Origin of the sequence: Moraxella sp. (assembly GCF_024227015.1) — a bacterium.
Classification (GTDB): Bacteria; Pseudomonadota; Gammaproteobacteria; order Pseudomonadales; family Moraxellaceae; genus Moraxella.
Map to the genome: position 1 here is coordinate 1 of NZ_JAAELD010000102.1, position 588 is coordinate 588.

1 pseudogene is annotated in these 588 nt (G+C 51.7%); it reads left to right on the forward strand.

Annotation, left to right across the window (positions count from 1 at the left end):
* Positions 1–588 (forward strand): annotated as a pseudogene (locus tag GY683_RS02240) (glucose-6-phosphate isomerase); the annotation flags it as partial.

Genomic DNA, 588 nt, shown 5'->3' on the forward strand with positions numbered 1-588 from the left:
CGGTCGGTTTAGTATGTGGTCGGCGATTAGCCTGTCGGTGGCGATTGCGGTGGGCATGGATAACTTTAAACGCCTACTGAATGGGGCGTATCAGATGGATTGCCATTTTAAATCCGCCCCTTTTATCAAAAACGCCCCTGTCATCATGGGCTTGCTTGCCGTGTGGAACGCCACGTTTTTGGGGATTAGCGGACATACGGTGTTGCCTTATGACGGACGGCTTAAATTTTTGCCAAGTTATCTGACCCAGCTTGAAATGGAATCCAACGGCAAATCGGTTACCAAAGACGGGCAAACGGTGGATTATGCCACTTGTCCGATTCTGTGGGGCGAAGTCGGCTCAAACGCCCAGCACGCTTTTTATCAGCTTCTTCATCAAGGCACGCAAAGGGTATCATGCGATTTTATTGCTTGCGTGAGTCGCTACGATGACGACAGCGAGCTTGCTCATCAGCACCGCCTCACCTTGTCAAACTGTCTGGCTCAGTCTCGGGTGCTTGCCTTTGGTAATGATGCTCTGCCAGACTTGGCAAGCAGTCCCAACCACCGCTATCGGGGCAATCAGCCGTCCACCACCATTTTGCTAGA